The organism is Nitrosospira briensis C-128 (genome assembly GCF_000619905.2).
Taxonomy (GTDB): Bacteria; Pseudomonadota; Gammaproteobacteria; order Burkholderiales; family Nitrosomonadaceae; genus Nitrosospira; species Nitrosospira briensis.
Genome location: NZ_CP012371.1, coordinates 2235972 through 2250064, shown reverse-complemented (window position 1 = coordinate 2250064; position 14093 = coordinate 2235972). Strand labels below are relative to the sequence as shown.

Here is a 14093-nt window from a genome sequence, read left to right as displayed (position 1 = left end):
CCCCTTAAAATCGCCATGAACGATAATACCCGCCCTTCCCCGCGTTTTTCCTATCCTTTCCCCGTGCTTCAAAAAATTGCGCAGGACGTTCTGGATTATGCCAAAAAAAACGGCGCCAGCGCCTGTGAGACCGACATATCAGATGGTTTCGGCCAGAGTGTGACGGTCCGGCGCGGAGAGGTCGAAACCATAGAATACAATCGTGACAAGGGACTTTCGGTAACGGTTTACATCGGCCAGAAGCGCGGCCATGCAAGCACCTCGGATTTCGCGCCCCAGGCAATAAACGACACGGTTGCGGCAGCCCTGTCGATTGCCGGGCACACGGCCGCCGACGATTGCGCAGGGCTGGCCGATAGCGACTTGCTGGCGCGAGAATTCCCTGACCTTGACTTGTATTTTCCGTGGGATTTGCCGGTGGAGCAGGCGATCCAGCTCGCCCAAACCTGTGAGGCGGCCGCGTTCGCGGTTGATAAGCGCATCACCAATTCTGAAGGGGCGAGCGTTTCGTTGAGCGAGTCCCAGTTTGTGTATGCCAACAGCCTGGGATTCATGGGCGGCTATCCCGGTTCTCGTCACAGCATCAGTTGCGCGGTGATTGCAAGCCAGGATGATACGATGCAGCGCGATTATTGGTATAGCGTCGCGCGCGATGCCGCTGATCTGGAGCATGCAGATAGCGTTGGCAGAAAGACGGGAATGCGCAGTGTTGCGCGCCTGGGCGCCAGGAAAATTGCAACCTGCGAAGTACCTGTTCTATTTGAAGCACCGATTGCAGCCAGCCTGATGGGCCATTTTGTCGGCGCCGTGAGCGGCGGCAGTCTTTACCGCAAGTCGTCATTTTTACTGGACAGTATCGGCAAACAGGTATTTGCCCCCGATATTCAGATCCGGGAGGTGCCTCACTTGAAAAAAGGGTTGGCTAGTGGGTCGTTCGATAGCGAGGGTGTCGCCACGCGTGAACGCAAAGTAGTAGAGAATGGCGTGGTGCAGGGGTATTTTCTCGGCAGTTATTCCGCTCGCAAGCTTGGGTTGAGCACGACCGGAAATGCCGGGGGTAACCACAACCTTATTCTGGATAATGGCGCCGGGCTCGAGTTCTCCGCCCTGCTCAAGAAAATGAATAAAGGCGTACTGGTAACTGAATTACTCGGTCAAGGCGTAAACCCCGTCACAGGAGATTATTCACGCGGCGCAGCGGGCTTCTGGGTGGAGGATGGAGAAATCCGCCATGCCGTGGAGGAAATCACTATCGCAGGCAACCTGAAAGATATGTTGCTCGGCATCTCCGCAGTCGGTAACGACGTGATTGCGCGTGGTTCCAAGCAATGCGGCTCCCTGCTGATTGACCGCATGATGGTCGCGGGCGGCTAAACCTAAACCCGGCGCAGTTGGACTGGGTGAAGTGAGCGCACCAAGAAGGTGAAGCTCATAGGATACGAAAAATACTTTTCGGTTATAGCGTTTGGTTGACCAGCGAGCTGGAAAATGAGCGGTCAATTACCGGATTCAGGTTAAAGCACTCCGAAAGCACTCAGTTTTTCAGCATCCGCTTTTCTGTTTACGCCCTGGGCGAATGCGCGTTGATTCGCCTTCTCCCCCGTCTGCTCGGCATTGCCGGCCCGGCAATGGTTTCGCCTCACGCTCGAACTCACGATGAATCTACATTTGCTTGTTCCTGCCCTCTTTTGGCCCGATGCCGGGCTTCCGGACATTTACCGTGATCTATCGCTGCCCGCACTGGAGAATCTGATTGCAAAATGTTCGAGCGATGACGATGAGTCGGAAGGACTGGAGGCTTGGCTCTGCGGGGCGTTTAGCGTCGCAAAACAGCAGGACTGGCCAGTTGCACCTCTTGCTCTGCTGGTCGACGGAGCGGAGGATATAAAAGCAGGAAACGATTACTGGATTCGCGCCGACCCGGTGCACTTGCATATCGAGCGTGATCAGATCGTACTGGCTGATAGCCGTGTTTTCGGGATTTCATCGCAAGAGGCCGAGGCGCTTACCGGCGTGCTCAACCAGCACTTTGCGGCAAGTAGCCAGGAACTGGTGTTCTTGCCGCTACGGCCCGATCGCTGGTATATGCGCGTAACAAAAACACCCGCGGCAAAAACACATTTGCTCAGCGAGGCTGCAAACAGAGGCATCAATGAATTGCTGCCGTTCGGCGTGAACCAAACGTTCTGGCGCGGCCTTTTCAATGAAATTCAAATGCTGCTGCATTCGCATCCGCTTAACCAGTCGCGAGAGGCGCATGGCGAACCAGTCATTAACAGTACCTGGTTCTGGGGCGGCGGGGTCATGCCGGAATCGCCGAGTTCTCCGTATACTTCTATTTGGAGCAATAATGTCCTTGCCCGCTCCCTGGCGCTGGCATCTGGTACAGATCATATACCGCTTCCGCCAAGCGCGGCGATGTGGCAGCGATCCGCTGCGTCCGGCCATCATCTCGTCGTGCTTGACGCCCTCTATGGAAAAGCTCAGTACGCGGATGCATATGGCTGGCGCGAAAGTTTGAAAGAGCTCGAACGAAGCTGGTTTGCACCTTTGTGGGCAATGTCCAGGCAGGGTCTGTTCGATCGGATAACCCTCACCGCACTCGGTGAATGCAAAAGCAAAAATTTTACTGCAAGACGCGTCGACTTGAGGAAATTCTGGCGCAGGCCAAAATCGATCTCGATCTATGCCGGTTAGCAGCCTGTCGGACTTGAAGAATCTCGGCGAAAAAGTGACTGGGTGAAGCGCATTTTGAGGATTTTGAAGGCCAATAGTTATTTTATTGATCGAAAAAGCAGCAAAATATGAACCGGCCAAGCGCTTTTTCAGCCGATTTCCTTCAGGTCCGACAGGCTGCCAGGTATCAGCAGAAAAGCCATGTTTTTTCCGTCTTTTTCAGCACGTTAAAAATGTTCAATATGATTCATAATAACTTTAACCAGCAAATGTGATGGGGCAAGGAAACGAATCTCTATTGCGCGGCAAATCAATAAACTCCAGATGATCTCGCTTCGCAAATAACGCTTTGTATAAGTAACTTGTTGGTAAAATGTCCAAGACTCGTAAACCGGCGGTAAGAATTTTGCAATAAAAAGGGGATATCATGAGGAGAAAATCATGACTAATTTACAACTATTCGAGTCGTTGCTGAACTGCAATACCGTGGAAGAGCTGCACGGGGATGCCACAGCTATTGTTGGCCAGATGGGATTCGAGCATTTTCTATACGGCGTGCAGGTAAATACGTCGCTTACCCGTCCCTATCGGTTCATTCTCAGTTGTTATCCGGAAGCATGGCGAAAACATTATGACGAGGAAGGTTACGCCAGTATTGATCCTACTGTTTCCCACTGCGCCAAAACGTCAATTCCAGTCATCTGGAGGAACGAGATTTTCAAGGGCCGCAAGGAAGCAAGGATAAGAAGCGAGGCAAAGGACTGCGGCCTGGCGAGCGGGGCCAGCTTCTCGGTTCACGGTGGGCGAGGCGAAGCTGCAATGCTGAGCCTTTCAACCTCCCGCGACTCTCGTGAAGCTCAGGATGATATTATCGCGACGATGGACAAGGCCCAGCTATTGACCTGTTATCTACACGAGGCAGTGCAGCGTGTCGTTCTGAGTAAAGGTCCGCTCCCTTTGAAACGGATCAGTCTGACAGAAAGGGAAAAAGAATGTTTACTATGGGCAGCCGAAGGAAAAACCGGCTGGGAAATAGGCAACATCGTCAACATATCGGAACGTACGGTCACTTTTCATCTTCAGAACGCGGCACAGAAAATGGGTGTGGTCAACCGTCAGCAAGCCATTTCCCGCGCCATTTCCATGGGACTCATCGAACCCTGCACTATTATATAAGTGCCCTGCTGGACAGGCTCCGCGCTGTCCTCAGGGATGGAAAGTACCGTTGTAACTTCGCTAAATACCCCGCTATAGCCGAATTTTCAAAGCTCGGAACTCATTTCCGATATGCCTAATGCCTTGCAATAGGAGGGAACCCAGCTGCGCTCGATCATGTGCGCAGGCAACTCATTGAAATCAAAAGAAACACCGTCCTTGATCATCTGGTCAACATCCAGTAATTGTCCGATTTCGGGTATATCTTTGAAAAACATCGTATAGAAAGGTTTAACCAGTGCTTTGGAAATTCCCATCCCTATAGGGCCGATAAAATTCCTTCGTTGGCCCACATGCGCTACTTCATCAATTGTAATCTCGTCCAGCAGTTCTTTTAAACGACTGCAGACTTCGGGTTCGTCAGCCAATATCTCATCAAACAAGCGGTATAGGTGACAATAAAACGTTACTCCCATCAGTTCGGTAATAAAAGCGGGCGAGTCCTTCAAGAATCCCGGAACTTTTGGAAATTGCTCGTAGATTTTTTCCTTGATCGGCCCTAAAGGTACCCACTCCACCTTATCCAGACCACATGTGCGTAACATTTCGTTAAAAAGGCGTACATGGCAAAATTCTTCGGCTAAATGCATGCGACTGATTTTGTCAGTTACTTTATATGAATGTGCCATATCAGGAATGACATCCCAGGCGCCTTTTATTCCTACCCACTCGTGTCTCGCGAATTTATAAATGCACGTCAACATCAGCGTCATGCGATCCATTGACCCGGGATCATCCTGCATCTCGACATAATTGCGGTAAAAGGTTTCGGGATTAGCAAGCGGCTGGCGCAATCTAACGGGATGCTCCTGAAAGTACTTGAGCCTGGCACGCTTTTTTTCCAGATCCTTCGCACCTTCAAAAAGTTGACCGCCATGCTGCTGAGTAAACTCCCAGTAATCTTCAAAATTTTCTTCCCTTTCAAGCTTGGTCGCCGGTGTGAAAATGGACAGATATTTAGCCGGTGTCATACGCTTTGCACTCCAGGTGGTTATGCACGAGATTCACTGATGTGGATAATTGGAAAACCGAATGATGGGTAAGTGTTATAGCCGCGCCATGGCTCCGTATTCTTCAGACCATGTGTTCTATTGCCCTGTAATTCAACGTTGCAAACAGGGATATTAGCGCAAACTTTCAGGATCGCTGCTTTCGCAGAAGTTACTCGGCCAGCGCCAGGAACTCGGCTCGTTGAGCGGCGTTTGTCTTCAGATCGCCAAGCATTGCCGAAGTGACGGTCTCTTCGCCAGCGACGGCGATTCCCCGCGATTCCATGCACATGTGGCGGCAGCGAATAATTACACCGACAGCCTTGGGCTGAAGATGCTCAATCAGGGACTGCGCAATTTGCTGGGTCAGGCGTTCCTGAACCTGCAAGCGTGCAGCAAAACAATTGACCAGTCGTGTCAACTTCGACAACCCAACGATGTGTCCGCTCGGAAGATACCCAACGGTTGCGTGACCGAAGAAGGGGGCAAGATGGTGCTCACAATGCGAGTAAACCGGTATTTGCCTGACAACGATCAGCTCGTCATAACTTTCGCCACCATCGGCAAATGTCTTGAGAATCGCTGCCGGGTCCTGTTTATAGCCGCGTGTCCAATGAGCCCAGGCACGCGTGATGCGACCCGGCGTTTCAACCAGGCCCTGACGTGATGGGTCTTCACCGATCGAACGCAATAGCCGCCGCCAATCGGCTACACCAAATTCTTCCGAGTCATCTGAAGTATTCATAATAGCCACGGCTCTGTTGGAAAGGGAAACAATGTGCGATAAGCACCAATATCGATCGTATTCCTGCTAAACATCGGCACCAGCTCCCGTTTAAGAGACATGTATAAGTGCGGCTGAAAGAGCGCCACGAGTAATACTGAGTGTAGCGGGCAGACATGCGATAGTCACCCCAAGATCCCGATGAGGGCCGGCGCGAGTGCTCCGAGTAGCCCGCACTCAGCCCAACACGCCTAATTCCATAATAGCACAACATAATTGGAAAACTTTTAAATAAATCTGGGGCGGAGCGCATGGCAATCAAGCGGGGTATATCTGATGATTTATCCGGAAATCAACAAACCATGGTGCGTGATTTGCGTTACGACTATTTGTTGAAGGCCGCACGTGCAAATTTGATAAAATGAACGCATGAAAATTGCCACATGGAACGTAAACTCTCTCAAGGTCCGCCTACCGCAGGTTCTCGACTGGCTGGCGGTGTATCAACCCGATGTGCTGTGCCTGCAAGAGACGAAGCTGCAAGACGAGAATTTCCCGATAGAAGCCATTGCGACGGCTGGTTACCAAACGCTTTATAGCGGCCAGAAAACCTATAATGGCGTCGCTTTGCTCAGCAAACAGCCGGGAAGCGAAATTATCACCGCCATACCCGGTTTTGATGATCCTCAAAAGCGCGTTCTGAGCGCAGTTTACGGCGATGTGCGGATAATCTGTATTTACGTTCCCAACGGTGAGAACGTCGAGTCCGAAAAATACCAATATAAGCTGAGGTGGCTCGCCGCCCTCACGGACTGGATTCGAGACATGTTAAGCCAGCATCCGAAACTGGTGTTGCTGGGCGATTTCAATATCGCACCGGAAGCGCACGACGTACACGACCCAAAGTTATGGGAAGGCCAGGTTCTGTTCAGCCTGCCGGAGCGTGAGGCATTTCGTGAAGTACTCAATCTGGGCCTCATGGACAGCTTCCGTCTATTCGAACAGCCGGAAAAATCCTACACCTGGTGGGACTATCGCATGATGGCCTTCCGCCGCAACATGGGTTTGCGGATAGACCACATTCTATTAAGTAAAGACCTTGCCGAAGTATGTACCGCGTGTGTTATCGACAAGGCAACACGCAAACTCGAACGGCCTTCCGATCATGCACCGGTAATGGTGGAACTAGCAGCCTGTCGGACTTAAAGGAAATCGGCTGCAAAAGCGTCTGGCTGGTTCATATTCGCCGCTTTTTCGGCCAATAGAATAACTATTGGCCTTCAAAATCCTCAAAATCTGCCCTCACCCAGCCACTTTTTCGCCGCGATTCTTTAAGCCCGACAAGCTGCAGGAAATCTCGTCCGATCAAACGTCTTCTGCCCCGGCGGATAGCAACATCTCGGCGGCATGCTTACGGGTGGTGTCAGTTATTTTTGCACCGCCCAGCATTCGCGCAATTTCCTCGATTCGCTCCTGCCTTTCAAGCACAGCGATGCGGCTCGATATGTTTCCTGGATTAGCGGGATCGGCTGATTTGGTAACCTGCCATTGATGGTCTCCCGCCGACGCAACCTGGGCTAGATGGGTTATGCACAACACCTGACGCTCCGCGCCGAGTTTTTTCAGCATTCCCCCTACCATTTCTGCGACTCGACCACCAATACCTGCGTCTACCTCATCGAATATGAGCGTGGGCGTCATGCCGAGCTTGCTCGTGATGACATGTATCGCCAGGCCGATCCGCGACAACTCCCCGCCTGACGCGACCTTTGCCAATGGTCGCAGCGGCAGGCCCTGATGGGCGGAAACCTGGAACTCGATTTGCTCCATGCCGTTCGCACTGCCTTGCTCGAGCGAGGTCAGCGTTACCGAGAACTCTCCCCCTGCCATCGCCAGGGTTTGCATTGCGACAGTGACCTGCCGGGCAAGCGTGGCCGCTGCGCCTGTCCGCCCGACACTCAATTCTTTTGCAAGCTTGAGATATTCATCTCTGGCTGTCGCCTCTTGCCTCGCCAGCGACTCACCATCTTCTTTGTGACCCAGTTCTTCCAGCCGCTCGGTGACCGTCCTCAACAGCTCCTGCAGTTGATCGGGAACAACCCGGTATTTTCTGGCCGTAGCGTGAACCGCCGCTAGGCGGGCCTCTATATCCTGTAGACGTTGGGGATCCAGATCAAGACGCTGTTGATAACGCCCAAGTTCATACACGCCTTCCTGTAACTGGATTTGCGCCGGCTCGAGCAAATCCAGTACCACTTTGAGGCTGCTATCGCATTCAAGTACCTGGCTCAGACGCAAAATGACCGAATTTAGCTGCGAAAGCGCGGCGGTTTGGCCTTCCGACAGGGTTTCAAGTCCAATCTGCGTCGCTTCAAGCAAAGCGACCGCATGGGAGAGTCGGCTGTGCTCGGCTTGCAACGCCTGCCACTCATCAAGCGAAAAATTCAGCGCGGAGATCTCCCTTGCTTGCCACTCCAGTTGCTCGCGCTCCTGAGCGAAAGCGGCTGCGTTTTGCTCCCGGGACACGCGCAGCCGATGAAGTCCCTGCCAATGCCGATACGCTTCTGCGACAGATTGCGCCAATTGTCGGTTGCCTGAATAGGCGTCGAGCAGTTCGCGTTGCGCTTCCTTGCGCAACAACGACTGATGTGCATGCTGCCCCTGAATATCCACTAGGTTTTCACCAACCGCGTGCAATTGCTGCAAAGTAGCAGCGCGACCATTGATAAAACTGCGGGAGCGTCCGCCGGCATCCACCAACCGGCGCAACAGGCATACATCGCGGTCGTCATCCTGATTTTCGAATCCATTTTCGCGCAACCATTCCGCGAGCTTCGGCAGTCCGCCAATATCGAACTCCGCGCTGATTTCAGCACGGTCGCAGCCATTACGAACGACACTCGTTTCGCTGCGTTCGCCCAGTACAAGCGAGAGCGCATCAATCAGAATGGATTTTCCGGCGCCGGTTTCGCCGGTAAGCACAGTAAAACCGGGAGCAAACTCCAGTTCCATGCAGTCAACAATGACAAAATTCCGTATGCTCAGAAACTTTAGCATGCTGAAAGGCTCATACCTGGTTTCTGGGTATGCCGCTCCAGCCAAGCTTCTCGCGGAGCATGCGGTAGTAGCTGTGATCCGAGGCGTGCAGCAATGTTACGGTATGGGGAGAGCGCCGCACGACAACCTTGTCATATTGCCTTAAATCGTAATGGGAATGGCTATCGGAATGCACACGCGCGACTGCGGTACGATGCATCAGGATTTCCACGACGGCGTCCGGCCCGACAACGATCGGGCGGTTGCTCAGCGTATGCGGGCTGACCGGAACCAGTGCAATCAAATCAAGGCTGGGGTGAAGGATAGGGCCACCCGATGACAATGCGTACGCGGTAGAACCGGTCGGACTCGCGACAATCAAACCATCCGAACGCAGGGAGTATACGTATTCGCCATTGATATGCACCTCGAACTCGATCATGTTACCGCCAACGCCGCGATTTACCGCTACATCATTTAATGCCAGAGCACTATATGCCGTAACATTATCCCGGACGACCTCAACGAACAGCAGCATGCGCCGCTCTTTGAAATATTGGCCATCCAGCATCGAGCCCAGCGTTTCGAGCATGGAGTCGATCGAAAGATCGGTAAGAAATCCGAGCCGGCCCTGGTTGATGCCAACCAACGGAACATTGAAGGGCGCAAGCTTTCGTGCGATATTGAGCATCGTGCCATCGCCGCCCAGGACTATCGCTAAATCGGCACGTATACCGATCTCCTCCATGGTCACGGCGGGGTATTTTGCCTCTGCCACGACAGCAGCAGTAGCTTGATCCAGCAGAACTTCCAGATTGCGCTTCTCCATATACCTTCCCAGGCTCAGCAGTGGAGCCACGATATCGGGATTTTTATGCTTGCCGATCAAAGCTATTGTTTTAAACGAAGAACTCATCGTTAGATTAGACTGAAGAATAGGTGGAACCGCTGATGAAGCCGACCTTTGGTATGAAACATTTCTTGAGATTAAACCATATCGGCCCCAAGGTGACAAAGTATTCCAGCCCCGTTATTGATATATTCAGCGCGGCGACCACGGCGGATATTGGCTGAAAGATGACGTGTTGGCGTCCTTAGGTATTAGCCATTGCCTTTTCTGTCGCTCGGGAGCGGTAAGACTCAATTCAGCCGGTAGAATGAATCCTGGTGTAAAATAATGGAATGCTAAATCAGCGCGCCAAAATCCTGCTAAAGACTCTGGTCGAACGGTATATCACCGAAGGTCAGCCGGTGGGTTCGCGCTCGCTCTCCAAATTCTCCGGTCTTGATCTTAGCCCCGCCACTATTCGAAATGTGATGGCGGACCTTGAAGAAATGGGTTTTGTCGCCAGTCCGCATACTTCCGCCGGCCGCATACCGACCCATCAAGGCTATCGTTTTTTTGTGGATACGCTGCTGGTGGTAAAGCCTCTGGAACTCATTGAAATCCACCAGCTTCAAGACCAGCTTCATCCGGACAATCCTTCACGATTGATTAGCGCGGCTTCACAATTGCTGGCGGAATTGACACGCTTCGCCGGCGTGGTGGTGGCTCCCAAGCGGAGTACCGCCATATTCCGCTATATCGAATTCATGACCTTGTCGGAAAAACGCATTCTGCTCATCATCGTGACACCGGAAGGGGATGTTCAGAACCGCGTGCTTTTTACGGACCGAACATACAGCCAGGCCGAATTGACGGAAGCGGCCAATTTCATTAATCAGAATTATGCGGGTTGCGCCATCGATGAAATCCGCACTCGCCTCCAGAGCGAACTGAAGCAATTGCGTCATGACACGACCCAACTCATGACTGCCGCTATTGAAGCGGGAGGGGCGGCAATCAAGGAGAACAGCGAAAACGTGGTCGTGGCAGGCGAACACAAGCTGCTCGATGTGTATGACTTGTCGAGTAATACAACCAGCCTGAAGAAGCTGTTTGATCTCTTCGAGCGGAAAACCGCGTTGTTGCAGTTGCTGGAATTTAGCCGCAAGGCGGAAGGTGTGCAGATCTTTATCGGCGGGGAGTCCGGTGGCGTGACTTTGGATGAGTTCAGCATGGTTACCGCACCGTATGAAGTGGACGGAAAAATCGTCGGCACCGTCGCCGTGATCGGACCCACGCGGATGGCTTATGAACGCGTCATTCCGATTGTGGATGTGACTGCCAGGCTGCTTTCCAGCGCGCTATCGCAACATTAGCTACTTTATTACCCATTGGTGAAGCGCCACGCTCATTCCTGAGCGCGTGTGAGTCATCCAGCGGTTCCTGCAAGGTCAATTTGCTTCTAACGCACTATTCCTGCTCCCGTGAAAGAATGGGCCGCCAGTATGCTGCGTCACGGTGCATATAGTAGAGCCGAAGAAGATGTCAACAAAGCGGTTTTGTTTCTGATGAGAATTGGAATATCTTGATAGCGCCCGAACCTGCCCACCAGCACGGCACGCCGAGCCAGACAGGCATTTTACTAGTCAATCTCGGTACGCCTGACGCTCCCACCGCACAAGCCCTGCGGCCTTATCTCAAGCAGTTCCTGAGCAATCCACGCGTAGTGGAATTTCCGCGGTGGGCATGGTGGCCGATCCTGAACGGCTTCATACTGAACACGCGTCCGAAAAAATCGGCAGAGAAATATGCGCTGATCTGGATGCCGGAAGGTTCGCCGCTGAAAGTCCACACCGCTCGACAGACCGGCCTGCTGCGCGATGTGCTGGCCAAACGCGCCGATCCGGCACCGATGGTGGAATATGCGATGAGTATAGGCAGTCCTTCCATCGCCGAGGTGCTGCGGGGAATGAGGCAGAATGGTTGCGAGCGCATTCTGGTGCTGCCGCTCTACCCCCAGTATGCCGCAAGCAGCACGGCCTCCGCGTTCGACGAGGTATTTGCGCAACTGGGGAAGATGCGCAACACCCCCGCGCTGCGCACGGTGAAACATTATCATGATCATCCCGGCTATATTGCCGCTCTGGCACAGAATATACGCGATTACTGGACTGAAAACGGCCGCCCCGACAAGCTGGTAATGAGCTTTCACGGGGTACCGCGCGCAACGCTGGATAAAGGTGACCCCTACCATTGCGAGTGCCGGAAAACCGGGCGATTGCTGGCGGAGGCGCTCGAATTGCATGCAGACGCGTATGAGATTTGTTTTCAATCCCGCTTTGGCCGGGCTGAATGGCTAAGACCCTACACCGCGACTACACTGGAGCAACTCGGTAAGCAGAATACCGGGCGCGTGGATGTCGTCTGTCCCGGTTTTGTTTCCGATTGCCTCGAGACACTGGAAGAAATCGCCATAGAGGGGAAAGCCATTTTTATCCAGGCTGGTGGCCATGAATATCACTACATTCCCTGCCTGAATGAACGCGATGACTGGATATGCGCATTAGGCGACATCGCTCTCGCTAATCTGCAGGGTTGGCTAGGGCTGGAGAATGCAAAAGAAGAAAACGCGGAAGAGAAGCGGGCTCAGTCGCGGCAGCGCGCACTTGAACTGGGGGCGAGTGATTAAAGAGGCTTTCATGCGCCACAATGCGCTTCGCTTGTTGGCCGCTGCGTCTGCCTAAGCTTGAATTAAGCTTAAACCTGAATCCGGCTGTTAGCAGCTTATTTTTCAGCTCACTTGCCTGCCGGGCGCCAGAACCCAAAAAGCCCAAAAGGATTTTTGGTACCCATAAACCTCGCCTTCTTGGTGAGTTCGCTACAACTCCGGTTTCCGGTTAAACCGCGTTACTCCAATCGCTTGATGGGCGCTTCTGCCCCGCGATTTCCAAGCCAACTGCGCACGAATTGAACAATACCTGGAAGAACGGAAATAATGATGATGCCGAATATGAAAAAGGTCAGGTTGTTTTTCACGATTGGCACGTTACCGAAGTAAAATCCGCCGAATACGAAAAAACCGATCCAGAAGACGCTACCAAACGCGCTGTAGGCCATGAAACGTGGGTATATCATGCGCCCGATACCGGCCACGAAAGGTGCAAAAGTGCGAATGATCGGTAGAAAACGCGCAAAAATGATGGTTTTGCCGCCATGCTTCATATAGAACTGATTGGTTTTTTCCAGATGAGCGCGATTCAATAAGCGCGAGTCTGCTCGGGAAAATATCCGGGGGCCGAAATAACGCCCTATCCAATAATTGGTATTATCGCCGCAAAATGCAGCAAGAATGAGAAGCGCGGCCAGCCATTGAACGTCCATTGCACCGGTTGCAGCAATCGCACCCGCCACAAACAGCAGCGAATCACCCGGCAGAAAGGGCGTCACGACCAATCCTGTTTCACAGAAAATGATCAGGAACAGAATAAGATAAATCCAGTTGCCGTAATTCTGAACCAGCCAGATGAGATGCTTGTCCAGGTGCAGGATGATATCGATGAAGGCGGCAAGAATTTCCAAGAGAAGCCTTAAGTAGGACCGGGATGAAGCCAGCTGGCAGACAATAGGATGAGGCTGCTTTAACTTGCGATTGAATTAAGGTAGCGCTTGCACCTCTTCCTTCTTTTCAGGTCTCACAATATCCTTGCGCGACACCCCCAGCAACATGAGGATAGGGCTTGCCACCAATACCGAGGAATAAATGCCGAACAGAATGCCGATGGTAAGCGCCAGTGCAAAATTATGCAGTGGTTCGCCGCCAAACAGGAACATTGAGATCACGACCATCTGGGTACTGCCATGCGTGATAATGGTGCGCGACATCGTGCGGGTGATCGCGTTGTCGATGACTGTGTTCACCGTAGCCTTGCGCATTTTACGGAAGTTTTCCCGTATACGGTCAAATATCACCACCGATTCATTGACTGAATAGCCAAGAATGGCCAGGATAGCGGCCAATACGGTGAGTGAGAATTCCCATTGGAAGAATGCGAAAAATCCGAGAATGATCACCACGTCGTGCAGGTTCGCAATGATACCGGCAACCCCGAACTTCCATTCAAAGCGCACCGCCAGATAAGCGACAATGCCGAGCGAAACCAGTAACAACGCCAGCGCACCATTTTCCACCAGTTCCTTACCCACTTGCGGGCCCACAAACTCTACACGCCGCAGCTCCGCTGCCTCGTCATCCTGACGCAACGCTGCTATCACCGTTTCGGACAGCTTGGCGCTGGACATCTCCGGCTTGGCCGGCAGGCGTATCAATACGTCCCGCGCTGTACCGAAGTTCTGCACGCTGGCGTCGGGCATTCCCATTTTGACCAGCGTATCCCGTATCCTGGTAGTCTCAGCAGGATGGGTATAGGTCACCTCCATCACGGTGCCACCGGTAAAATCCACGCCCAGATTCAGCCCCTTGGTGACGAGAAAAAATACCGCCACGACAAAAGTAAGCAACGAAATGGTAGTGGTATATTTCCCCCAGCTCATGAAGGGAATGTCGCGCTTGATTCTGAAAAATTCCATGCTGACCCTTATCTCCCCGAAGGAATGTATGTTCCCGCTC

General features: G+C 52.6%; 12 protein-coding genes. 6 read left to right on the top strand and 6 right to left on the bottom strand.

Annotated features, from left to right (window positions below; genetic code table 11):
* Positions 1 to 15 precede the first annotated feature (15 nt).
* From pmbA to F822_RS10150, 3 genes are all read left to right on the top strand, one after another.
* Entirely contained in the window at positions 16 to 1374 is a 1359-nt protein-coding gene (gene pmbA, locus F822_RS10160) for a metalloprotease PmbA (RefSeq protein ID WP_025041729.1), read from the top strand.
* A 282-nt stretch (positions 1375 to 1656) separates the two neighbouring features.
* The gene (locus tag F822_RS10155) at positions 1657 to 2697 is read left to right on the top strand and encodes a phosphoglycerate mutase (RefSeq protein WP_025041730.1); all 1041 of its coding nucleotides are present in this window, start codon (positions 1657 to 1659) and stop codon (positions 2695 to 2697) included.
* A gap of 420 nt (positions 2698 to 3117) precedes the next feature.
* Positions 3118 to 3852 (top strand): LuxR family transcriptional regulator, encoded by a 735-nt coding sequence (locus F822_RS10150; RefSeq protein ID WP_025041731.1) that lies wholly within the window; start codon positions 3118 to 3120, stop codon positions 3850 to 3852.
* 86 nt (positions 3853 to 3938) lie between these two features.
* Here F822_RS10150 and F822_RS10145 read toward each other — a convergent pair whose 3' ends face one another.
* The gene (locus F822_RS10145) at positions 3939 to 4862 is read right to left on the bottom strand and encodes a hypothetical protein (protein ID WP_025041732.1); all 924 of its coding nucleotides are present in this window, start codon (positions 4860 to 4862) and stop codon (positions 3939 to 3941) included.
* 190 nt (positions 4863 to 5052) lie between these two features.
* Complete coding sequence (gene folE, locus F822_RS10140; RefSeq protein WP_025041733.1) at positions 5053 to 5625, bottom strand: GTP cyclohydrolase I FolE; 573 nt, start codon at positions 5623 to 5625, stop codon at positions 5053 to 5055.
* A gap of 408 nt (positions 5626 to 6033) precedes the next feature.
* On the opposite strand from folE, the gene xth reads away from it, so the two are divergent.
* A complete protein-coding gene (gene xth / locus F822_RS10135; protein WP_025041734.1) occupies positions 6034 to 6810 on the top strand; it encodes an exodeoxyribonuclease III in 777 nt (258 codons plus the stop codon).
* Positions 6811 to 6969: 159 nt separating this feature from the next.
* Here xth and recN read toward each other — a convergent pair whose 3' ends face one another.
* Positions 6970 to 8661 carry a DNA repair protein RecN gene (gene recN, locus F822_RS10130; protein WP_025041735.1) on the bottom strand — a complete coding sequence of 564 codons (1692 nt, stop codon included), beginning with the start codon at positions 8659 to 8661 and terminating at the stop codon, positions 6970 to 6972.
* A 10-nt stretch (positions 8662 to 8671) separates the two neighbouring features.
* The gene (locus tag F822_RS10125) at positions 8672 to 9556 is read right to left on the bottom strand and encodes an NAD kinase (protein ID WP_025041736.1); all 885 of its coding nucleotides are present in this window, start codon (positions 9554 to 9556) and stop codon (positions 8672 to 8674) included.
* 266 nt (positions 9557 to 9822) lie between these two features.
* On the opposite strand from F822_RS10125, the gene hrcA reads away from it, so the two are divergent.
* Both hrcA and hemH read left to right on the top strand, forming a co-directional pair.
* A complete protein-coding gene (gene hrcA, locus F822_RS10120) occupies positions 9823 to 10842 on the top strand; it encodes a heat-inducible transcriptional repressor HrcA (RefSeq protein ID WP_025041737.1) in 1020 nt (339 codons plus the stop codon).
* 212 nt (positions 10843 to 11054) lie between these two features.
* On the top strand, positions 11055 to 12155 hold the full coding sequence (hemH, locus tag F822_RS10115) for a ferrochelatase (RefSeq protein ID WP_025041738.1): 1101 nt from the start codon (positions 11055 to 11057) through the stop codon (positions 12153 to 12155).
* Positions 12156 to 12373: 218 nt separating this feature from the next.
* On the opposite strand, the gene F822_RS10110 is transcribed toward hemH, so the two are convergent.
* Both F822_RS10110 and secF read right to left on the bottom strand, forming a co-directional pair.
* The gene (locus F822_RS10110) at positions 12374 to 13045 is read right to left on the bottom strand and encodes a DedA family protein (protein ID WP_025041739.1); all 672 of its coding nucleotides are present in this window, start codon (positions 13043 to 13045) and stop codon (positions 12374 to 12376) included.
* A 75-nt stretch (positions 13046 to 13120) separates the two neighbouring features.
* Positions 13121 to 14053 (bottom strand): protein translocase subunit SecF, encoded by a 933-nt coding sequence (gene secF / locus F822_RS10105; RefSeq protein ID WP_025041740.1) that lies wholly within the window; start codon positions 14051 to 14053, stop codon positions 13121 to 13123.
* Positions 14054 to 14093 lie beyond the last annotated feature (40 nt).